We start from the raw sequence: 20,676 nt of genomic DNA, 5'->3' as shown, positions 1-20,676 counted from the left end.
AGGGGGCGTTCGACGAGGGCGCGACCGGAGCGGCCGCCGCGCACTGAAGCGCCGATGTCGCCGACGGGTTCGCATCCGTTAGCACGCTGGGGCAGAACGGTACATACGGGGGCCGGGGTGGCCGTACGGTCGCCGTGCGGACCCTCGCCGATCTCGAGAAGTACGCCACGGCGGCCGAGCCGTACGTCATCGTCGTGGCCGCGGCGATCACGATGGATCCCAAGGGCAAGGAGATCAAGGTCGCCTCCGACAAGACGATCGTGGGGCCGGTCGGCGCCGATACCGGCGTGACCTGCCCCTACGCGGCGTCGTAGCCGGGGAGGGCCAGTGCCGAGTGCGCGTGCCGGCCCGTGCTGTTGAGCACGGGGGACGGGCCGCGCAGCGCCTCGTTGCGCCGGGCCAGATCCTCGGGGGTGCGGGGGGACGCACTCGCGCTCCCTTCGGTGGCGAGTGCCTGGTTCATCTCCACGAACGACCGCACGGTGCGCTGAGGTCGCCCTGGTCGGCGACGCCGCCTACGTGAGCCCCTCGTGGGCGGGCATGACCGCCGAGGAAGCGGAGGCCGGGCAGGGCGGCGACGGTGAACACGACCTGCTGGCCATGCTGCCCCGTTTGACGCAGCTCAGCGATGCCGTGAACCGGGGCCGCCTGGCCGAGCGCGCCATGGAGGCCGCCGGGGTATCCGTGGACCGGCCCGCGATGTCGGTGCTGATCTCTCTGCACATGGCGGGCGGTCCACTGCGGGTGGGGGAGATCGCCGCACGGATGCAGGTCGTCGGGCCTCATGTCACCCGGCAGGTGAACGAGCTGGCGCGGCGCGGACTGGTTCACCGGGTCACCGATCCGGACGATCAGCGCGCTCGGCTCGTCGAGGCGACCGCCGAGGAAGCGGCGGCGACCGACCGCTATATACGGACCGTCCTCGGCTGGTTCGGCGACGCCCTCGCGGGCTGGAGCCCGCACGACCGCGAGGTCTTCGGCCGGCTTCTGGGACGCTTCGTCGACGACCTCACCGCCCATTTGGACTCCCTCGACGACAATCGGCCCGCCTGAGCGACGACTATCGGCCCGCATACGCGGACGACGATCGGCCCGCATCAGCGGACGTGCGCCCGGTCGGGGGCCGTCTACGCGGGCGCCCGGCCCGTCTCGACGAGCTCGGCCAGCTTGTCCAGGCTCATGCGGGTGCCCAGCTCGTTGTCGGCGGCCGGTACGGCGTCGGGGAGCCCCTCGTGCAGGATCTGGACGTCCGTGCCGCCGCCCTCGGCGTCGGTGAGCGTGGTCGTGATCGTCATCGTGGTGCGCAGAGCGGGATCCGTGGCCTCGAACTCGGACACCTCGACCACCTGCTCGTCCGGAACCAGCCGGGTGAAGTGGCCGTGGTAGGTGTCCGTATGGCCGCCCGACTTGCCGGTGCTCGCCGGGTCGTCGTAGCTGAGCGAGATGCGGAAGGCCCCGCCTTCGCGGGGGTCGAACTCATGCACCCGGCAGGTCATGCCGTCGGGCACCCGCCAGGCCGCGACGGCGCTCGCGTCGAGCAGCGCCCGGTAGACGGCCGGGCGCGGAGCGTTGATACGTCGGGAGACTCGCGTGGCATACATGCGCCCAACCTAGCGGCCGGGCGGCGGGCACATAAGCCGATGGTCCGGCGCCCGGCCGCTGGGCCGGGCGGCGGCGGAGGTCTAGCGTCCGGAAAGACCTCCGCCGCCGGGACACCCCATCCACGGAGCGTTGTCGAGGGGTGCCGTTTTCGGGGGAGTGCGGGTCAGCGCTTGACCTTGCGGGTCGCCCGCAGCCACTCCTTGTTCATCGCGGTGATGGAGAACAGGGGGATGCCCTTGGGGCAGGCCGTGGCGCACTCACCGGTGAGAGTGCAGCCGCCGAAGCCCTCGGCGTCCATCTGGGACACCATGTCCAGCACCCTGGTCTCCCGCTCGGGAGAGCCCTGGGGCAGCACATTGAGGTGGTTGACCTTGGCCGAGGTGAACAGCATCGCCGCACCGTTGGGACAGGCCGCCACGCAGGCGCCGCAGCCGATGCACTCGGCGTGCTCGAACGCGAAGTCCGCGTCCGCCTTGGGCACCGGAGTGGCGTGTGCCTCCGGTGCGGCCCCGGTCGGGGCGGTGATGAAGCCACCGGCCTGGATCACCCGGTCGAAGGCGGAGCGGTCCACCACCAGGTCCTTGATGACCGGGAAGGCGGAGGCACGCCACGGCTCGATGTCGATGGTGTCGCCGTCCTGGAAGGACCGCATATGGAGTTGGCAGGTGGTGGTGCGCTCCGGACCGTGGGCGTCACCGTTGATCACCAGGCTGCACGCACCGCAGATGCCCTCACGGCAGTCGTGGTCGAAGGCCACCGGCTCCTCACCCTTGACGATGAGTTCCTCGTTGAGGATGTCGAGCATCTCCAGGAAGGACATGTCCTGGGAGACGCCGTCGAGCTGGTAAGTGGCCATGGCACCGGGGGTGTCGGCGTTCTTCTGGCGCCAGACGCGCAGGGTGAGCTTCATGCGTAGCTCCGCTGAGTGGGGTGGACGTACTCGAAGGTGAGCTGCTCCTTGTGGAGCACGGGGGCGGCACCGGTGTCGGTGAATTCCCAGGCAGCGGCGTAGGTGAACTCCTCGTCCTTGCGGGCGGCCTCACCGTCGGGGGTCTGGGACTCCTCGCGGAAGTGGCCACCGCAGGACTCGGCCCGGTGCAGGGCGTCCAGGCACATCAGCTCGGCCAGCTCCAGATAGTCCACGACCCGGTTGGCCTTCTCCAGCGACTGGTTGAACTCCTCGCCGGTGCCCGGCACCTTGATCCGCCGCCAGAACTCCTCGCGGATCTGCGGGATGCGGTCCAGCGCCTTGCGCAGCCCCTCTTCGGTGCGGGCCATGCCGCAGAACTCCCACACCAGCTCGCCGATCTCCCGGTGGAACGAGTCGGGGGTGCGGTCGCCGTCGACGGCCAGCAGCCTGGCCAGCCGGTCCTCGGTCTCCCGCACCGCCTCCACGGCCGCGGGGTGCCCGGCGTCGACCTCTTCCTTGTGCGGGTGGCGGGCCAGATAGTCGTTGATCGTCGACGGCAGGACGAAGTAGCCGTCGGCCAGGCCCTGCATCAGCGCGGAGGCACCGAGCCGGTTGGCACCGTGGTCGGAGAAGTTGGCCTCGCCGATCGCGAACAGCCCCGGCACGGTGGTCTGGAGGTCGTAGTCGACCCACAGCCCGCCCATCGTGTAGTGGATCGCGGGGTAGATGCGCATCGGGACCTCGTACGGGTTCTCCGCCGTGATCCGCTCGTACATGTCGAAGAGGTTGCCGTACTTCTCCTCGACCGCCTTGCGGCCCATCCGGGCGATGGCGTCGGCGAAGTCCAGATAGACGCCCTGGCCGCCGGGTCCGACGCCACGGCCCTCGTCACAGACGTTCTTCGCGGCGCGGGAGGCGATGTCGCGCGGCACCAGATTGCCGAACGACGGATAGATCCGCTCCAGGTAGTAGTCGCGCTCGTCCTCGGGGATCTCGGCCGCCGGACGGGTGTCGCCCTTCGCCTTGGGCACCCAGATCCGGCCGTCGTTGCGCAGCGACTCGCTCATCAGGGTCAGCTTGGACTGGTGGTCCCCGGAGCGCGGAATGCAGGTCGGGTGGATCTGGGTGAAGCAGGGGTTGGCGAAGTACGCGCCGCGCCGGTGCGCCCGCCAGATGGCGGTCGCGTTGGAGTTCATGGCGTTCGTCGACAGATAGAAGACATTGCCGTAGCCGCCGCTCGCCAGCACCACCGCGTCGGCGAAGTGTGTGGAGATCTTGCCGGTCACCAGATCGCGGGCGACGATGCCACGCGCCCGGCCGTCGACCGCGATCAGGTCCAGCATCTCGGTGCGGGCGTGCATTTCCACATTGCCCGCCGCGATCTGGCGGGACAGCGCCTGGTAGGCGCCGAGCAGCAACTGCTGGCCCGTCTGGCCGCGGGCGTAGAAGGTGCGGGAGACCTGCACACCGCCGAACGAGCGGGTGTCCAGCAGACCGCCGTACTCCCGGGCGAACGGCACGCCCTGGGCCACGCACTGGTCGATGATCTCCACCGAGATCTGCGCCAGGCGGTGGACATTGGACTCGCGGGCGCGGAAGTCGCCGCCCTTGACGGTGTCGTAGAACAGCCGGTGGATCGAGTCGCCGTCGTTGCGGTAGTTCTTCGCCGCGTTGATCCCGCCCTGCGCGGCGATGGAGTGGGCCCGGCGCGGCGAGTCCTGGTAGCAGAACTGCACCACGTGGTAGCCCTGCTCGGCCAGGGTGGCACCGGCGGCGCCACCGGCCAGGCCGGTGCCCACCACGATGATGGTGTGCTTGCGGCGGTTGGCGGGGTTGACCAGCTTGGCCTGGAAGCGGCGGGTGTCCCAGCGCTCGCTCACCGGCCCGGACGGGGCCAGCTCGTCCTCGATCGGCTCGCCGACGGTGTATTCGGTGTATTCGCTGTACGAGGTCATGGTCAGCTCACCACTCCGGTCATGACACCGACGGGTATCGAGATGAACCCGGCGGTGAGAAGAATCGCCAGCCCATTGGCAGTGGCCTTGAGGGCACGGTCACGAGAGCGGCTGCCCGCGCCGAGGGTCTGCGCGGCGCTCCAGAAGCCGTGCTGGACGTGCATGCCCATGGCCAGCATCGCCACGATGTAGATGACGTTCCCGTACCAGGTGGAGAAGGTGTCCACCACGTTCTGGTACGGATGGCCCTCCTGGAATCCGCCGCTGTGCGTGGTGCCGGTGGTGAGGTCCAGGATGTGCCACACGATGAACAGGGCCAGGATCACCCCGCCCCAGCGCATGGTCCGGGTGGCATAGCTCATCCGTGGCTTGGCGTGGACGTAGCCCTGCGGGCGGGCCTTGATGTCGCGCCTGCTGAGCTGGTAGGCGGACACTGCGTGCAGGACCACCGCGGCGACGAGGACGATACGGGCGATCCACAGGCCCCACTGATGGTGCAGGACGGGCGCCCCCATGACACGCAGCCAGTGTCCGTAGCCGTTGAACTCCCCGGGACCGAAGAAGATCTTCATGTTTCCGAGCAGGTGAGCACAGAGGTAACCGATCATGATCAGACCGGTCACGCCCATGACGATCTTCTTGCCGAGCGTCGATTGCCAGAATGTGAGCGCCATGGACGGCCGTCGCTCCGCCCGCGACGGACGCTGCTCCGGCCGCGTTGTCAATGCCATGGACACGACGGTAGAACCCGGCGAGTCGAAAGGGCCAAGATATGATTCTGATCATCTCGATAGTCAGTGCCTATCGAGAGCCGCTCAGATCCGGCCACGCTTGGCCCAGCCGTCCCGTGACCGTCTCCCCAGTTGTCTCCCCGGCCGGGAAAACGGTCAGCGGAAGCCCTCGTGGGTGATGCCGATGGCCTGCCGGAGCAGGTCCACGACATCGTGCTCACGGCGCTCGAGAGCCGTCTGCCCGACGACGCGGAAGGTGGCGAGCAGGGTCGCGGCGAGGACCTGGGCGCGCAGCGGGGTGTCCGGTCCGGCGGGAAGGCGCTCTTCGGCCGCCTCGGCGAGATCGCGCTCGGCGGCGGCATAGGTGGCGACCAGCTCCGGGAGCAGCGCCGGATGCAGCCGCAGGGTCCGGTAGTGCTCCTCCTGCGCCGGGTCGGCGGTGAACTCGGTGGAGTGCTGTTCGGCGGCCCGGATGACCGCCGCCATCAGGGATTCCTCCGCCGGGCGGGCGCGGATCAGCTCGACCAGCCGGACCGTACGCGCCCTGTCGTGGTGCAGCAGCGCCTGTTCCTTGCTGGCGAAGTAGTTGGAGAAGGTGCGCCGGGAGACGGTGGCGGCATCGGCGATGGCCTCCACCGTGAGGTGCTCGACGCCATGCTCGGCGGCGAGGCGCACGGCGGCATCGTGCAGCGACTGGCGGGTCGCCGCCTTCTTGCGCTCGCGCAGGCCGGTAGTCATCGCCGGTGAGCATACGCGAGAAGGCCGATTCTTGCCCACTGGGAAACCTTGCGCAGTGAGAACGTTTTCTGTGAGGCTGAGCCCGCGCCGCCGATCAACGGACTCCGGGCGGCGCCCGAGCCCCGCAGACCTTCCGACGCCAGAGGCGCGAGGACCCCCTATGTCCACCCCTCACCATCCGCCCACCGCCACCACGTCCATGGACGCCGAGGAGCTGGGATTCGATCCGGACGCCCTGCGGGCGAAGTACCGGGCCGAGCGTGACCGCCGGATTCGTCCCGACGGCAGAAAGCGGTACCGGCGCATCGCCGGCGACTTCGGCTCCTACGCCCAGGACCCTTACGTGGAACCGGAGTTCACCCGGGAGCCACTGTCCGACCGGGTCGAGGTGCTGATCATCGGGGGCGGATTCGGCGGTCTGCTCGCCGGCGCGCGGCTGCGCAGGCCGGTGTGCGGGAGATTCGCATGGTCGAACAGGGCGGGGACTTCGGCGGCACCTGGTACTGGAACCGCTATCCGGGTGTCCAGTGCGACATCGAGTCCTATGTCTATCTGCCCCTGCTCGAGGAGATCGGCTACGTACCGCGGTGGCGATACGCGCCGGGCGAGGAGATCAGACAGCACGCGCGGGCGATCGGGCGCCACTTCGACCTCTACCGCGATGTCTGCTTCCGCACCCAGGCGACCGAACTTTGCTGGCACGATGCGGAGTTGGAGTGGACCGTCCACACCGACCGGGACGACCGCATCCGGGCGCGCCATGTGGTGATCTCCAGCGGAACACTCAGCCGGGCGAAACTCCCCGGCATCCCCGGGATCGAGACCTTCAAGGGGCATACGTTCCACACCAGCCGCTGGGACTACGACTACACCGGCGGCGACGCGAGCGGCGGACTGCACGGACTCGCCGACAAGCGCGTGGCCCTCATCGGCACCGGCGCCACCGCCATCCAGGTCGTGCCCCATCTGGGACGGGACGCCGAGCATCTGTATGTGTTCCAGCGCACGCCGTCCTCGGTCGATGTGCGCGGCAACCGCCCCACCGATCCGGGGTGGGCCGCATCGCTGACGCCCGGCCGGCAGCGGCGCCGCAGGGACAACTTCCTCGCCGTACCACGGCCGACCACGGAGGTGTCGAGCGCATCACCGAGCACACCGTCGTGGCCGGCGGGGTCGAGTACGAGGTCGACTGCGTCATCTTCGCCACCGGCTTCGAGGTCGGCGTCTCCGGCGTCACCTCCGGACTCCTCCCGGTGCACGGCCGGGGCGGTGTCACCCTGACCGAAGCCTGGCGTGACGGCCCGAAGACGCTCCACGGCTTCTACAGCCACGGCTTCCCCAACCTCTTCCAGCTCGGCCCGCTACAGAACGCCAGCGCCGTCAACTATGTGCACATCCTCGATGAGCAGGCCATCCATGTCGCCGAGGTGCTCGCCGAGGCACGCAGGCGCCGGGCCCGGTATGTCGAGCCGACCGCCGAGGCCGAGGCGGCCTGGCGCGCCACGATCCGTGAGAAGGCGGCGGACCTGTACGCCTTCCAGGCCGAGTGCACCCCCGGCTACTACAACAACGAGGGCATGCCCAGGGAGCGCAGCGAGTCCTTCGGGGACGGGCCGATCGCCTTCCATGAACTGCTCAGGCGGCGCTGGCGCGCGGACGGCGGCATGAACGACGTGCTGGTCGTCTGACACCGATGGATATCACCTGATGGAGTTCACCCACTCCCAAGGAGCGACGATGCACCCCAGCCGGTTCGACGACACCGGCCGCGGCCGGGCCACGAGCGACCGCATGGAGGTGCGTCGACTGACCAGGGCGAACCGGCTGTGGGGTTCCAACGGCGTCACATTCGGCCCCGACGGGCGGCTGTACGTGGCGCAGTTCCTCGCCGGGCAGATCAGCGCCGTGGACCCGGCCTCGGGTGATGTCGAGGTGGTGGTGCCGCTCGACGGCCCGGTGGAAGCGCCGGACGACCTGGCCTTCGGGGCGGACGGCTCGATGTACATCGCCGATCTCACCCCGGCCGGGTGTGGCGGCGCGGCTCGGAGGGCGCGTACACCCTCGTCTCCGACCAGGTGTCGCTGCCCAACGGCATCACCTGCGTCGGCGACCGGCTCTTCGTCAACGAGATGAAGATGAACGGCCGGCTGATGGAGCTGTTCCCCGGCGGCGGCGACCCGGCGGTGCTGACCGACGGGCTGGCCCTGGGCAACGCGATGCAACTCGGCCCCGACGGCTGCCTGTACTACCCGCAGATGATGCGCAACCAGGTCTGGCGTATCCCGCCCGACGGAGGGGTGCCCGAGCTGGTCGCCGAGGAGGTGGACGACCCGGTCGCGGTGCGGTTCGACCGGGGCGGCGTGCTCGTCGTCCTGTCCCGTGGCATGGCCGGTCTGGTGACCCGTATCGATCTGAAGACCGGGGCCCGGACGGTCGTGGCGAGCGGCATCGTCGGGCTGGACAACGCCGCGTTCGACCATGAGAACCGGATGTTCGTCTCCAGCTTCGCCAGTGGCGGGATCGCGGAGATGCACACGGACGGCAGGACCCGGGTGGTGGTCCCGCAGGGGTTCGACGGGCCGTTCGGCATCACGGTCGACCTCGGCGGCACGGTGTACGCGGCCGACCACTTCCGCCTGGCGAGCCCGGATGTCTCCGGTCCCGGGTCCGGTCCCGGGTCTGGTCCCGGGTCCGGTCCCGGCTCCGGTTCCGGTTCCGGCTCAGGTGAGGACGGCGAGGAGCCCGGTGTCGTCACCCACGAGCTGATCTACGCCGTGCACAACGTCACCGCCGACGACGGCCTGCTCCACCTCACCTCACAACTCGGCGATGTGCGCACCCACGACCCCGTCGACAAGACCACGCGAGTGCGGGCCACCGGGCTGGACCAGCCCACCGGAAATCGCCGTCGCACCGGACGGCTCCCTCGTGGTCGCCGAGACCGGTACGGGCCGCATCCTGCGCATCGACGACACCGACACGGTGAGCGTGCTCGCCGAGGGACTCGACCACCCTCTGGACGTCGCCTTCGACGGCGAGGGGCGCTGCTACGTCAGCGACGACCGGCGCGGCGCGGTGCTCCGGCTGGAGGACGGCGCGGCGGTGGTCGTCGCGGACGGGCTCGGGGCACCGCAGGGCCTGGCCGTGCGCGGTGACGAGCTGTTCACGGTGGAGGTCGCGCACCGGCGGCTGCGGGCGATCTCGCCGGCCACGGGAGAGTGCAGGATCGACGCCGAGAACTTGGCGGTCGGCCTGCCGCCCGGGATCACGCGCACCGAGCCCGAGCCGATCCCCGGAGTCCCCGGCCGCCCGCGCCAGTTCGCCGGGCTCGCCGTCGCCCCGGACGGGGCCCTCCTCGTATCGGCCAATGGGGAGGGGAGTGTGCTGCGTCTGACCGGGCCCGCCGAATGAGGTCCGCCGCCGGGGCGACCTCTCCTGAGCGGCCGCCCCGGCGCAGCCGCTCAGCAAAGGTCGACCCACACCTTTCCCGCCGCGGTGTACGCCGCGGTGAACGCCTCCTGGACGTCCTCCAGGGCATAGCCGTCGCTGACCACCGCCCCGAGCCGGGGCGGTGTCCGCGACTCCAGGGCGCTGACGGTCTGTGCGAAGTCCACCGGATGGTCGTAGATCATGCTGCCGATGAGGGTGATCTGTCCCGCCACCAGATCGCGGGGCGAGACTCCGAGCGGGGAGGTGTTCATCCCGATCAGAACGGCGGTGCCGGGTTTGGCGAGCCGTCGCAGCCCCTGCTCGATGACTCCGGGGGCGCCGGAGGTCTCGAAGAGACAGGGGAGCCCGTCCATGTCCGGTGGCAGGGGTGCCGCGCCCAGGGAACACGCGCGGTCGAGCCGGGCCTCGTTGGGCTCCTGGACGAACACCGTCACACCGTGGTCGATCAGCGCCTGGCACAGCAGCAGGCCCTGGGAACCGGCCCCGATCACCAGGCAGCTCTGCCCCGGCGCGATGCCCGAGCGCCGCATCGCCGCCCGCGCCACGGTCGCCGGTTCCACACAGACCAGGTCCTCGAGCGGCAGCCGCGGGGCGACCGGCCAGACGAACGCGGCCGGTGCCACGACGTAGTCACTCAGCAGACCGGGAACGGTCAGTCCCACAGCGGCCCGGCCGGCGCAGGCCGACGTCCGCCCGGCCCGGCAGGGGGCGCACGTCAGACAGCAGTAGTCCGGTTCGATGACCACGTCCTGGCCGGTGCGCAGACCGCTGACCGCGCTGCCCAGCTCGACGATCCGCCCCGTCCCCTCGTGGCCCAGGATCCAGGGCAGACTCGGTGGCCGCCGGTGTCCCGCGTGCACCGCGAGATCGGAGCCGCACAGCCCCGTGCCCCGCATCCGGATCAGCACCTCCCCGGGGCCGCAGGACGGCTCCGGCACGGACACCACGGACAGCGCACCGGGCTCCGTCAGCACGGCGGCCCTCAAGGGAACGCCTGCTTTCCGGAAAGACGTGCCGCCAGCATCATGGCAAGAGCGTGCCACACATGATCGGCGCGGCGATAGACCACATCATCACCGCACCTGACCAAGTCTCAGCCGCGGCACATCACCTACGCGTACGCTGTGGACGCGATTGCCATACCGTGAGCAAGGAGTGGAACGGCCATGTCGGACAGCACCCTGGCCCCCGATATCGATCAGGCCCTGTACGCACTTTCCCCCGAGGGGCGGAAACTTCTCTTCACCGAGGCCAAGACGGCCTATGACTTCAGCGACAAGCCGGTGGGCGACGACCGTCTGGAGGCCATCTATGAACTGTTCAAATGGGCCCCGACCTCGGCGAATATCAATCCGCTGCGCATTTTGTACGTGCGCACCGAGGAAGGAAAGCAGCGGCTGCTGACCGGAGTGGCGCAGCCCAACCAGGAGCAGACCGCCTCGGCCCCGGTCACCGCGGTGCTGGCCGCGGACACCCGGTACCCGGAGTATGTGCCGTTCCTCGCCCCGTCCAACCCGCAGTTGCAGCAGATGCTGGAGGCCAACCAGGAACTGCGCGAGTCCCAGGGGGACTTCAACGCGGTACTCCAGGCGGGCTACTTCGTGCTGGCCGTCCGCGCGGCGGGGCTCGCCGCCGGGCCGATGAAGGGCTTCAACGCCGCGGCGGTGGACAAGGAGTTCTTCCCCGATGGCCGGTGGCGGTCGATCCTGCTGGTCAACATCGGTTACCCGAGCGCCGAAGCCTACCGGGACCGGCTGCCGCGCCCCTCGTACGAGCAGGCGGTACGGCTGGTCTGACAGCAGTGAGGTGATGTAAGGCGCACATACTCATGGGATCAGGCCACTTCATACGCGGTGACCTGATCCCTCGTGGCGTCGGGCGGCGCTCCCCTCGCCGGGCCGGCCTCGTTCGGCGGCGGTACGCCGAGCCACGTACGCGGGACCCCTCGAGAACCGTCGACTTTCGGCCCAATCACCGGCCCCCACCACGCGTCCACACCGCCCGTACGGTGCCCTCCCGCAGGGACGAGGGCCACGCCGAGGCGGCCGAAAAACGCGGCGTGATCGTTTCGTGATGTACGACTCACTCGCTTGACAGCGCGGCGCGCCGGGACCTACGCATAGGACCCGAGAGTGCCCCTATCCGGTGCATGTCGCAGCCACACGCTGTTTACATGCTGTTGAAACAGAAGACTCCGGCCCGGCTCGTGTATTTCCCTCACTCATTCTCTCTCCCGGCGGGACGCCGTGGGCATCGAGGGTGGGCAACGCGCTTGTGCCGCCGAGGAGTTCTGCCTGCTCGTCATGCGCTTTCGCGCGGACATGCCCTATGAGCGGCCGCGCGGATTGAGGAATTTCAGAAAGCTGGGGTGCCTGTGAGCTTGATGGAATGCCACGATTCCACGGCCGACGCCGGTCGGCCGGCGGTCGGTTTCCGGAGGGACCAGGAGGGCCAGGGAAACGAGGGGGATCGCGCGCCCGGCGACGGCCCTCCCGACCTGGTCGAGCGCGACGGCATCCTGGCCGGCCTGGGCGGGCTGCTCGCCGATGCCTCCAGGGGCAAGGGGCAACTGGCCGTCGTGGACGGGCCGCTGGGCAGTGGCAAGAGCCGGCTGGTGCACGAGTTCCTCGAAACCCTGGAACCGGGCGGCGCCTTGGTCCTGAGGGCCACCGCCTCGCTCCGGGAACACCTTCTGCCGTTCGGCGTGGTGACCCAGCTCTTCCACGGCATGACGATCCCGCCGCCCAGCCGGGACCGGGTGCGCGCCCTGCTCACCTCGGCGGTCGAACACACCGTCACCGGCGGTGAGTTAGCCGGGGGCGGCTCGGAAGTCCAGGTCGTCGACGTCTTCCAGAAGCTCACCATGGAGCTGGCCCAACTGGCCGAGACCACCCCCATGGTGATCTGGGTCGACAACGCCCACTACCTGGACCCGCCCTCGCTGCACTTCCTCGCCGGCATCGTCCCGTGGCTGCATTCCGCCCGTATCCTCGTGCTGCTCACCGATGACCACACGCTGCGGTGGCCGCGCTCGCCCCTGCTGGCCGGACTGGTCTCGCAGAGCCCCAACGCACACCGGATCCCCCTGAGCCCCCTGAGCCGCGGCGCGGTCGACGCCCTGGCCGTCCGGCTCCTCGGACCGCACACCGCCTCCCCCCGGCTGACCGCGGAACTGCACCGCATCAGCGGCGGCAACCCCCTGGCCGTCCAGGCCCTGCTCATCGATCAGCAGGCCGGCGGCGCATGCTATCCGGAGGGCTACGGACGGGCACTGCTCGACCTCGTGACGCACTCCCGCCCGTCGATGCTGTCCGTGGTGCGCGCCCTCGCCGTGCTCGGCGGTACGGCGTCGGTGGCGGACGTGGCACGGCTGGCCGGGGTGGACGCCACGGTGACAAGCTGGGCCCTGCACGCCCTGGTCAGCGCCGGACTGCTCACCGAGGGCCAGGCGTTCCGCCATCCGGTGGCCGCCACCGCCGTGCTGGACGACATGCCCGCCGACAGCCGGGCCGCCCTGCACCGCGCGGCCGCCGAGCTGCTGCACGAGGCCGGCGCACCCGCGCTGACGGTGGCCGGGCAGTTGATGAGCGCCGGGGACACCCGTGCCGACTGTGACACCGAAGTGCTGGTCACGGCCTCCGACGAGGCGCTGGCGGCCGGCGATGTGGGCACCGCGCTCGGCTGCCTGGACCTCGCGCAGCGCACCCGGACCGACGCCCCCACCGCGGCGCGCATCCGCGCCCGGCTCAGCCGCCTGGAGTGGCAGCTCAAACCGCAGGTCGCAGTCCGCCATCTCCGTCCCCAATTGCGCGACTTCACCGCGGGCCATCTGGACCGCCGGGAGGTTTCCGAACTGGTGCTCGGCCTCGCCAACGCCGGTGCGCTGGGCGAGCTGACCGCCCTGCTGGACGCCCTGCGCACCCGCGCCCACCAGGGCGCCGGCTCCGGGACCGAGGACCTCCGCCCGCTGACGAACTGGGCGGCGATGGCGTACCCCCTCCACACCGGGCTGCGCAAACTGGCCCAGTCGGTCGCCGCGGCCACCCCCGAGGCCGTCCCCTGCCACGACCCCTGGCTGCCCTCGGCGGTCACCCTGGCCGACGATCTGATCCGCGGACGCAACGACCACCTGGTGCACCGCGCCGAACTGCTGCTGCGCACCTTCCACCTCGACCACGGTTCCCTGTGGAACGCCGAGGCCGGAGCGCTCGCCCTGCGCGCGCTGCTCTACGCGGGTCGCCTGGACGAGGTCGTGGCCTGGTGCGAAAAGCTCGAGGCCGAGGCCGCCGCCCACCATGCCGTCGCCTGGCAGGGGAAGTTCCTCGCCATCCGGGCCGAGGCCCACCTGCGCCAGGGCGACCTGATCCGCGCCCACGACCTGGCGGCCCGCGCCATGGCCCTGGCAGCGCCCCAGGGCTGGGGGATCGGCCTGGCCGGGGTGCTGGGCTGCGCCATCCTGGCCGCCACCCGGTCCGGCCGGCTGGAGCAGGCCGAGAAGTACGTGGCACAGCCGATACCCGAACCCATCCTGCACAGCCGCCACGGCGCACACTATCTGCACGCCCGGGGCCACTACCGGCTGGCCACCCACCACCCGCAGGCCGCGCTCGCGGACTTCCTCGCCTGCGGCAGATTCGCCGAGACCTGGAACGCGCCCGGCGCCGACGCCGTCTCATGGCGGACCAGCGCGGCCGAGGCATGGCTGGCACAGGACGACCAGGACCAGGCCAAACGTCTGGTACGGGAACAGATAGCCCGGCTGTTCCCGGGCCCCTCCCGGGCCCGAGGGCTGTGCCTGCGCACCCTGGCGGCGGTCAGCCGGGTCACCCGCCGCCCGCAACTGCTCACCGAGGCCGTCGACATGCTCAAGGACAGCGGCGACGACTACGAACTGGCCCGTGCGCTGATCGACCTCAGCATCGCCTTCAAGGACACCGGGGATCAGCGCAACGCCCGCCGGGTGGCCCACCGCGCCTGGCATCTCGCGAAGCAGACCGGGGCCGAGCACCTGTGCCGGGAGGCCGCCCTCGACCCCATCGGCCCCGAGGCCGAACTGGCCGCGAAACAGCGCCAGGACGGGCTGTCCGCGCTCACCACGCAGGAGCGCAGAATCGCGTTACTGGCGGCCAAGGGGTACACCAACCGCGAGATCGCCGCCAAGCTCTACATCACCGCGAGCACGGTCGAGCAGCACCTCACCCGCGTGTTCCGTAAAGTCAACGTCAAGCGGCGCCAGGATCTGCCGCATTTCCTCTAACCTTGTCATTCCAGCAGCCCGGACCTGAACTGGCCGACCAGCGAGGTGAGTTCGCGGGAGGTGCGGGCCGCGCCATAGATGTGGTGGTCCGGGCGTACCAGCAGGAAGCGCGCCCGCGCCGCTTTCAGCAGCGCCAGATACACCTCGTCGACGTCGACGACGGCTGCCGGTGCCGCCTCGGCGTCCCCCGCCACCATATGCACCAGATGTGTGCCGAGCCCGGTGAGGAAGGTGAGCTGAGACTCCTCCAGCGCGGCGGCCGGATCCGCCGACCCCAGCAGCACCGGACCGGTGCCCACCACCTCGTCGAACAGCCCGGTCACGCCCTCGTGGCGGACCCGGCCCTGCGGCATCACCTCCCCGGCCGGCGGCACCGGCGCCGTGCCGATCCCGGTGTACAGCAGACCGGTCCGCAGCGGCGGACCCGCGCCGTGCTGCCTGCCCCGGCCGGTGTCCGGGCCCGCCCCCGCGCCCGCGAGCAGCGAGGCATCCCGGCTCGCGGCGGTGGCGGCGTCGGTCACGCACAGCACCCTGCCCAGCCGTACCGAGGTGTCGATGGCCTCCCGCACATGGTCGATGCGCTCACGCGGATAGGTGTCCAGCAGCCGCTCACCGGCGGCGCCCCGCAGCACCAGGTCCAGCTTCCAGGACAGATTGAGCACATCCCGGATGCCCGCGCACATGCCCTGACCGGTGAACGGCGGCATCAGATGGGCGGCGTCCCCGGCCAGCAGCACCCGCCCCCGCCGCCACTCGTCGGCCCAGGCGGCCTGGAAGCTGTAGACGGTGTGCCGCCGCAGGGTGGCGTTCTCCGGGGTGACATCGAAGCGTTCCAGCAGGCGCCAGGCCGTCTCCTCCCGGTTCAGCTCGGCCACGCTCTCCCCGGGCAGCCGCATGAACTCCCAGCGCCGGCGCCCCGGCCCGCTGCCCACCGCCGTCGTCGGCCGGTCCGGATCGCAGTGCTGCACATTGAGCGGGGAGAACACCCGCGGTTCAGTGAGCACCACATCGCACAGCAGCCAGTCGAAGGAGAAGCCGAGGTCCGTGGTGCGCAGCCCGATGTGGTCGCGGACGAAGCTGTTCGCCCCATCGCAACCGACCACCCAGGAGGCGGCACACCGCAGCCGCCCACCCGCCGCGTCCGTCGCCGTCAGCTCGACCCCGGTGCCGTGGTCCACCAGGTCCGTCGCGGCGTAACCGCGAAACACCCGCAGATGGGGCAGCCGCTCGGCGCGGGCGCAGAGCACCTCCTCCAGCGCCGGCTGGTGCATCGTGGTCGTCTCCGGCCAGCCGTGCACACCCCGCTCGGCCAGCTCGACCCGTAGCAGAGACCTGCCCTCGGCGTTGCGCCAGTCGTAGGCGTCGGCCGGCAGCCCGATCTCCGGATACGAACCGGCCACCCCCAGCGACGCCAGGGTCCGGGCCGTCTCACCGTCGAAGCTGGTCGCCCGGGGCAGTGTGTAGGGGGTCTCCCATCGCTCCACGACCAGCACGCGCCAGCCTCGGGCGGCCAGCAGGATGGACAGCACCTGTCCGATGGGTCCGTAGCCGACGATGAGCACGTCTGCTTCGGGCGCCTCTGCTTGTGGCGCGTCCGCTTGTGGTGTGCCCGCTTTCGCGGCGTCCGCTTGTGGTGTGTCCGGGTCCGCAGGGCGCATCCGCTCCTCCCTCCTCCGGTGCGGTGAAACCTACCAGCGGGTGCCGAGCGGACTGCGGAGAGCGGTCGAACGGACCACGGATCAAGGGGGCTTGGCGATCACCAAATAAGGGGGGATGAGGGGGGTGAATCAGGGGATTCTTCTAGTTTTCCGGTGTGAAGCTGGAGTCGGTGAAGCCGCTGACGCATCACCGGGAACCCTGACCGCAGGGAGGGGAGAGGTGCATGCTGCGCACCGAACTGATCCGCCCCATCCAGGACCTCCTCACCGAGCAGAGCCGCCGCTTCGGCGACAAAACCGCCTACATCGACGCCCGTCGCGCCATCAGTTACGCCGAACTGGAGGTGCGCACCCGTCGGCTCGCCGGCCATCTGGCCGGACTGAGTCTGCTGCCGGGTGACCGCGTGGCCATGTACCTCGGCAATCGCGTCGAGATGGTGGAGAGCTACTTCGCCGTCGTCCGCGCCGGTGGCATCGGCGTCCCGGTCAATCCGCATGTCTCCCAGGCCGAACTGGAACACCTGCTCACCGTCAGTGGCAGTCGGGTCGTCATCACCGACACCGCCCACCTGCCCCTGCTGCGCGGGGTGTCACCCGGGGCGAGTTCGCCGACCGTGCTGGTCGTGGGGGAGGAGCCGGTCCCCCCGGGCTGTCTGTCCTACGAGCGGTTCGCCGGCACCGAGCCGGACACACCGGCCCGCGACGACCACGGGCTGGACGACATCGCCTGGATGCTCTTCACCTCCGGCACCACCAGCAAGCCCAAGGGCGTGCTCGCCACCCAGCGCAACTGCCTCTGGTCGGTGGCCGCGTCGTACGTACCCGCGCTCGGCCTCACCGCCGAGGACCGGGTGCTCTGGCCGCTGCCCCTGTTCCACAGCCTCTCCCACATCGTGTGCGTACTGGCCGTGACGGCTGTCGGAGCGACCGCCCGGATCACCGACGGACACTCCGCCGAGGATGTGCTGGAGCAGTGGGGCCAGGAGCGCTCCACGGTCATCGCCGGTGTCCCCACGCTGTACCACTTCCTCGTCCGCGCCGCCAAGGCGCCCGGGTTCACCGCCCCGGAGCTGCGGGTGGGCCTGGTCGGCGGGGCCGTGACCACCGCGGCGTTGCGACGCTCGGTCGAGGACGCCTTCGGAGCCCCGCTCATCGACGCGTACGGCAGCACCGAGACCTCGGGTTCGATCGCCATCAACTGGCCGACCGGGGCCCGGGTCGAGGGCTCCTGCGGACTGCCCGTCCCCGGCCTCGCCCTACGGGTGGTCGACCACCGCACCGGCCTCGACGTCCCCGACGGCACCGAGGGCGAGGTGTGGGTCCGCGGCCCGAACATCATGGCGGGCTACCACGACCAGCCCGAAGCCACCGCCGAGGCGCTGCGGGACGGCTGGTTCCACACCGGCGACCTCGCCCGCCGCGACCGGGACGGCTATCTGACGGTCACCGGGCGGCTCAAGGAACTCATCATCCGCGCCGGGGAGAACATCCACCCCGTCGAGGTGGAGGACGTCCTGCGGATGGCGCCCGGCGTGGCCGACGCCGCCGTGGTCGGCAAACCGCACGAGGTGTTCGGCGAAGTCCCCGTGGCCTTCATCGTCCCGGCGCCTGGTGGCTTCGACCCGGCCCAGGCGCTCGCCCTGTGCCGGGAGAGGCTGTCGTACTTCAAGGTCCCCGAGGAGCTGTACGAGATCGCGCGGATCCCGCGCACCGCGACCGGCAAGGTCACCCGGCACCGGCTGCTGGACGGCCCGGCACGGCTGCGCGCGGTCGGCAATACGTACCATGACGCGCTCTTCCGTACGAACTGGATCCCCCAGCCGTCCGCACCCCAGCCCCGGCCCGCCCGTTGGGCGCTGCTCGGACCGCAGGCTCCCGGGCTCGTCGGCCTGTTGCGGGCCACCGGCACCGAGCCGGCCGAATACGTCGACGCGGATGGGCTGAGAGCGGCGGTGGCCGCCGGAAGCACACCTCTGCCCGCCGTAGCCCTGCTATCGGCGCCCGTGGATACCGGGGCCACCGAGGTGGTTCTGAGGGAAGTCGAGGCGTGGCTCACCTTCGCCGAATTGTCCGATGCGGTGCTGGTGGTGCTCACGCACAGCGCCGTGGCCACCGCCACGGGCGAGGACGTAAGGAATCCGGAACAGGCCGCGCTGTGGGGGCTGGTGCGGTCCGTGCAGGCCGCTCATCCCGGCCGTATCGCCATCGTCGACCTCGACGATGGGGATGACGAGGCGTCTGTCACCGCCCTGGTGGCGACGGTGGCCACGGGCGAGCCACAGAGCGCGGTGCGCTCGGGCATCGTGCTGCTTCCACGGCTCGAACGCGTGGCACTGGATGTGGTCCTGGGCATGGGCGTGGGGCCGGATGCGGGCCTGAGCGCGGGCGTGGGTATGGACGCCGAGCGGGACAACTCCGTGTCCTTCGACCCCCACGGCACCGCGGTCGTCACCGGAGTGGACACCCGGCGCGGCGCCGCCATCGCCCGGCACCTGGTGGCCGGTTACGGCGTCCGCCGACTGCTGCTGATCGCCCCGCCGGGGCAGGGCGGCCGGGCCGCCGAGCTGTGCACCCAGCTCACCGACGCCGGGGCCGATGTGCGGCTCGCCGAATGCGACCTGGACAACCGCACGAAACTGAGGCGCGCGCTGGCCAAGGCGGGCAGCCCACTGAGTGTGGTCGTACACGCCTGGGAGGCCGTGGACGAGCCGTCCGACGCGCGAGTGGCCGCCGAGGCCAGAACACTGCACGAGCTCACCCGGAACGCCGACCTCACCGCGTTTGTGCTCTCCTCCTCGACCAAGGGACTGCTCGGCGCGGCAGGGGAGACCACCGAAGCGGCCTCCGCCGCCTTCCTCGACGCCTACGCCCAGCATCTGCGCATGCGGGGGGTACCGGCCCGGTCCATCGCCTGGGGGCCGTGGGAGGGGGAGACCGACGAGACGACCGGTGCCCTGACCCCGCAGCAGGCACTCGCGGCACTGGATGCCGCCCTGGCCGTGGACCAGGCCCAACTCGTGGCGATGAAACTCGACGTGGCGGACGTGCCCACCGGGACGTCCTCCCCGCTGCTCCAGGACCTGATCGACGTCCCGTCCCGTACCGCCACCGTGGACGAGGCCGTCGCGGTCGCCCTGCGGGAGCGGCTGATGGGCGCGCACGAGGCCGACCGGGACCGGCTGCTCACCGATCTCGTCCGCGCACACCTCGCCGAGCTGCTCGGCCTCGCCGACAAGCAGGCCATCGAGCCCGAGCGGGCCTTCACCGACCTGGGCCTGACCTCGATCACCGTGGTGGAGCTGCGCAACCGGCTGAGCGAGGCCACCGGGCTCCGCCTGCCCGCCACCTCCGCCTTCGACCACCCCACACCGCTGGCGTTCGGAAGCATGCTGCGGCGCGAGCTGCTCGGCGGTGGTACGGCAGTGGCATCGGGGTCGCCGACTGCTGCGCTTCCGGCTCCTGTTCCGGCCGTGGTAGCGGGCGCGGGCGCGGGTGCAGTCGATGAGCCGATCGCGATCGTGGGGATGGCGTGCCGGTTGCCGGGTGGGGTCGGCTCGCCGGAGGAGTTGTGGGAGCTGGTTCTGGCAGGGCGTGAGGGTATCGGGGATTTCCCGGCGGATCGGGGGTGGGATCTGGAGAACCTGTTCGATTCGGATCCGGATCACGCGGGGACGAGCTATGCGCGTCAGGGCGGTTTTCTCTATGACGCGGGGGAGTTCGACGCGGATTTCTTCGGGATCTCGCCGCGTGAGGCGCTGGCGATGGATCCGCAGCAGCGGTTGCTGCTGGAGACGTCGTGGGAGGCGTTGGAACGGTCCGGAATCGATCCGGGCTCGCTACGAGGCCAGAACGTGGGCGTCTTCGCCGGGATGATGCATCAGAACTACGGAGTCGGCGCCACCGAAGGAGCGGACACACCGGCCGGTCTGGAAGGCCACCTGATGACCGGCACCTCGGCGAGCGTGGTGTCGGGTCGGGTGTCGTATGTGCTGGGGTTCGAGGGTCCTGCGGTGACGGTGGATACGGCGTGTTCGTCGTCGTTGGTGGCGTTGCATCTGGCGGCGCAGGCGTTGCGGTCGGGGGAGTGCTCGATGGCGCTGGCCGGTGGGGTCACGGTGATGGCCGGGCCGGACGCCTTTGTGGAGTTCTCCCGTCAGCGTGGGCTTGCTGTCGATGGGCGGTGCAAGTCGTTCGCGGCTTCGGCGGATGGTACGGGGTGGGCCGAGGGTGTGGGGGTGCTGGTGCTGGAGCGGTTGTCGGATGCTGAGCGCAATGGGCATCGGGTGTTGGCTGTGGTGCGGGGTTCTGCGGTGAATCAGGATGGTGCGTCGAATGGGTTGACGGCGCCGAATGGTCCGTCGCAGCAGCGGGTGAT

12 protein-coding genes and 3 pseudogenes are annotated in these 20,676 nt (G+C 70.5%); 7 read left to right on the top strand and 8 right to left on the bottom strand.

The window, feature by feature from the left end; all coding sequences use genetic code 11:
- Positions 1-59: 59 nt before the first annotated feature.
- Positions 60-266, top strand: a pseudogene (locus KN815_RS12935) (pectate lyase family protein); the annotation flags it as partial.
- A 32-nt stretch (positions 267-298) separates the two neighbouring features.
- Here the strand turns inward: KN815_RS12935 and KN815_RS12930 are convergent.
- A complete protein-coding gene (locus tag KN815_RS12930) occupies positions 299-469 on the bottom strand; it encodes a hypothetical protein (RefSeq protein WP_216341931.1) in 171 nt (56 codons plus the stop codon).
- A 50-nt stretch (positions 470-519) separates the two neighbouring features.
- Here KN815_RS12930 and KN815_RS12925 point away from each other — a divergent pair, with 50 nt between their 5' ends.
- Positions 520-1,053 (top strand): MarR family winged helix-turn-helix transcriptional regulator, encoded by a 534-nt coding sequence (locus tag KN815_RS12925; RefSeq protein ID WP_253208932.1) that lies wholly within the window; start codon positions 520-522, stop codon positions 1,051-1,053.
- 74 nt (positions 1,054-1,127) lie between these two features.
- Here the strand turns inward: KN815_RS12925 and KN815_RS12920 are convergent, their stop codons facing one another.
- From KN815_RS12920 to KN815_RS12900, 5 genes are all read right to left on the bottom strand, one after another.
- Positions 1,128-1,601: an SRPBCC domain-containing protein gene (locus KN815_RS12920; protein ID WP_216341930.1), complete on the bottom strand. Its 474-nt coding sequence runs from the start codon at positions 1,599-1,601 to the stop codon at positions 1,128-1,130.
- A 164-nt stretch (positions 1,602-1,765) separates the two neighbouring features.
- The gene (locus KN815_RS12915) at positions 1,766-2,512 is read right to left on the bottom strand and encodes a succinate dehydrogenase/fumarate reductase iron-sulfur subunit (protein ID WP_059142553.1); all 747 of its coding nucleotides are present in this window, start codon (positions 2,510-2,512) and stop codon (positions 1,766-1,768) included.
- On the bottom strand, positions 2,509-4,467 hold the full coding sequence (locus tag KN815_RS12910) for a fumarate reductase/succinate dehydrogenase flavoprotein subunit (RefSeq protein WP_216341929.1): 1,959 nt from the start codon (positions 4,465-4,467) through the stop codon (positions 2,509-2,511). Before KN815_RS12910 ends, KN815_RS12915 begins: the two co-directional genes overlap by 4 nt.
- Before the next feature lie 2 nt (positions 4,468-4,469).
- Positions 4,470-5,198 (bottom strand): succinate dehydrogenase, encoded by a 729-nt coding sequence (locus KN815_RS12905; RefSeq protein ID WP_216341928.1) that lies wholly within the window; start codon positions 5,196-5,198, stop codon positions 4,470-4,472.
- A 156-nt stretch (positions 5,199-5,354) separates the two neighbouring features.
- Entirely contained in the window at positions 5,355-5,936 is a 582-nt protein-coding gene (locus tag KN815_RS12900; RefSeq protein ID WP_216341927.1) for a TetR/AcrR family transcriptional regulator, read from the bottom strand.
- Between the two features lie 160 nt (positions 5,937-6,096).
- On the opposite strand from KN815_RS12900, the pseudogene KN815_RS12895 reads away from it, so the two are divergent.
- Positions 6,097-7,624 (top strand): annotated as a pseudogene (locus KN815_RS12895) (flavin-containing monooxygenase).
- A gap of 49 nt (positions 7,625-7,673) precedes the next feature.
- Positions 7,674-9,347, top strand: a pseudogene (locus tag KN815_RS12890) (hypothetical protein).
- A gap of 50 nt (positions 9,348-9,397) precedes the next feature.
- Here KN815_RS12890 and KN815_RS12885 read toward each other — a convergent pair.
- Positions 9,398-10,360 (bottom strand): zinc-dependent alcohol dehydrogenase, encoded by a 963-nt coding sequence (locus tag KN815_RS12885; protein ID WP_216341926.1) that lies wholly within the window; start codon positions 10,358-10,360, stop codon positions 9,398-9,400.
- A 192-nt stretch (positions 10,361-10,552) separates the two neighbouring features.
- Here KN815_RS12885 and KN815_RS12880 point away from each other — a divergent pair, with 192 nt between their 5' ends.
- Both KN815_RS12880 and KN815_RS12875 read left to right on the top strand, forming a co-directional pair.
- A complete protein-coding gene (locus tag KN815_RS12880; RefSeq protein WP_216341925.1) occupies positions 10,553-11,182 on the top strand; it encodes a malonic semialdehyde reductase in 630 nt (209 codons plus the stop codon).
- Between the two features lie 572 nt (positions 11,183-11,754).
- On the top strand, positions 11,755-14,643 hold the full coding sequence (locus tag KN815_RS12875) for a helix-turn-helix transcriptional regulator (protein ID WP_216341924.1): 2,889 nt from the start codon (positions 11,755-11,757) through the stop codon (positions 14,641-14,643).
- 5 nt (positions 14,644-14,648) lie between these two features.
- Here KN815_RS12875 and mhpA read toward each other — a convergent pair whose 3' ends face one another.
- Positions 14,649-16,301: a bifunctional 3-(3-hydroxy-phenyl)propionate/3-hydroxycinnamic acid hydroxylase MhpA gene (gene mhpA / locus KN815_RS12870; protein ID WP_216341923.1), complete on the bottom strand. Its 1,653-nt coding sequence runs from the start codon at positions 16,299-16,301 to the stop codon at positions 14,649-14,651.
- A gap of 224 nt (positions 16,302-16,525) precedes the next feature.
- Here mhpA and KN815_RS12865 point away from each other — a divergent pair.
- On the top strand, positions 16,526-20,676 hold a 4,151-nt coding region (locus tag KN815_RS12865; protein ID WP_216341922.1), incomplete at its 3' end, for a beta-ketoacyl synthase N-terminal-like domain-containing protein.

The organism is Streptomyces niphimycinicus (assembly GCF_018883605.1).
In the GTDB taxonomy this organism is placed as follows: domain Bacteria; phylum Actinomycetota; class Actinomycetes; order Streptomycetales; family Streptomycetaceae; genus Streptomyces; species Streptomyces niphimycinicus.
This window is presented reverse-complemented; position numbering and strand designations above follow the sequence as displayed.

Bases quoted from the DNA above. Each gene is read 5' to 3' on its own strand.
- KN815_RS12880 (WP_216341925.1), top strand. From the start codon at position 10,553: ATGTCGGACAGCACCCTGGCCCCCGATATCGATCAGGCCCTGTACGCA.
- KN815_RS12905 (WP_216341928.1), bottom strand. From the start codon at position 5,198: ATGGCATTGACAACGCGGCCGGAGCAGCGTCCGTCGCGGGCGGAGCGA.
- KN815_RS12900 (WP_216341927.1), bottom strand. From the start codon at position 5,936: ATGACTACCGGCCTGCGCGAGCGCAAGAAGGCGGCGACCCGCCAGTCG.
- KN815_RS12910 (WP_216341929.1), bottom strand. From the start codon at position 4,467: ATGACCTCGTACAGCGAATACACCGAATACACCGTCGGCGAGCCGATC.
- KN815_RS12920 (WP_216341930.1), bottom strand. From the start codon at position 1,601: ATGTATGCCACGCGAGTCTCCCGACGTATCAACGCTCCGCGCCCGGCC.
- mhpA (WP_216341923.1), bottom strand. From the start codon at position 16,301: ATGCGCCCTGCGGACCCGGACACACCACAAGCGGACGCCGCGAAAGCG.
- KN815_RS12915 (WP_059142553.1), bottom strand. From the start codon at position 2,512: ATGAAGCTCACCCTGCGCGTCTGGCGCCAGAAGAACGCCGACACCCCC.